Origin of the sequence: Citrobacter sp. Cb004 (genome assembly GCF_030337065.1) — a bacterium.
In the GTDB taxonomy this organism is placed as follows: domain Bacteria; phylum Pseudomonadota; class Gammaproteobacteria; order Enterobacterales; family Enterobacteriaceae; genus Citrobacter; species Citrobacter braakii.
In genome coordinates, this window is record NZ_JAOWCH010000019.1 from 1 (window position 1) to 571 (window position 571).

Here is a 571-nt window from a genome sequence, read left to right on the forward strand (position 1 = left end):
TGTATTTAATGAATCTCTTTAGGTGAAATAGCAATGGGATTATATATTTACTAAATACTAAAGTTACTTCTTGTGTTTCCCTATTGAACTCTGCATATTCAGCCCAATTAAAAACACGCATAGATACAGCACCTGTTGGATATATTAACTCAATAGACCGCTTAAATAATTCTCGTGTTGATGTATTTAAGCGTCCCCACGCATTCTCATAACTTATCCCCATAAATGAAGCATATTCTGAGCATGAAAATTTAACCGTTCGTTCAGTTTCATCTGGTGTTTCTAATGTGGGGTTTAGCTTTGCAACACAAAACAGGATTAGTTTCGTTTCGTGCTCTGTTAGGTCATAACGACTAACCGCAAGCTCATTTGCTTTGAATACTACCAATTCAGCCATGACTAAAACCATTGGTTGTGATTTTAAATTAACATAACCTTTCGTATTGGTTATGTCAATTCCACTGGCATAACCTTTTGCGTGGTTGTGTGGATTACCTAATTTTCACTTAACCTTTGGGAGGGAAATACTAATTTTTGCTTAACCTTTCCTAATTTTTGCTTAACCTTTCCT

General features: G+C 35.2%; 1 protein-coding gene. It reads right to left on the bottom strand.

Annotated features, from left to right (window positions below; all coding sequences use genetic code 11):
* On the bottom strand, nucleotides 1-397 hold a 397-nt coding region (locus tag OGV65_RS00110; RefSeq protein ID WP_286454472.1), incomplete at its 3' end, for a replication initiation protein.
* Nucleotides 398-571: the final 174 nt, after the last annotated feature.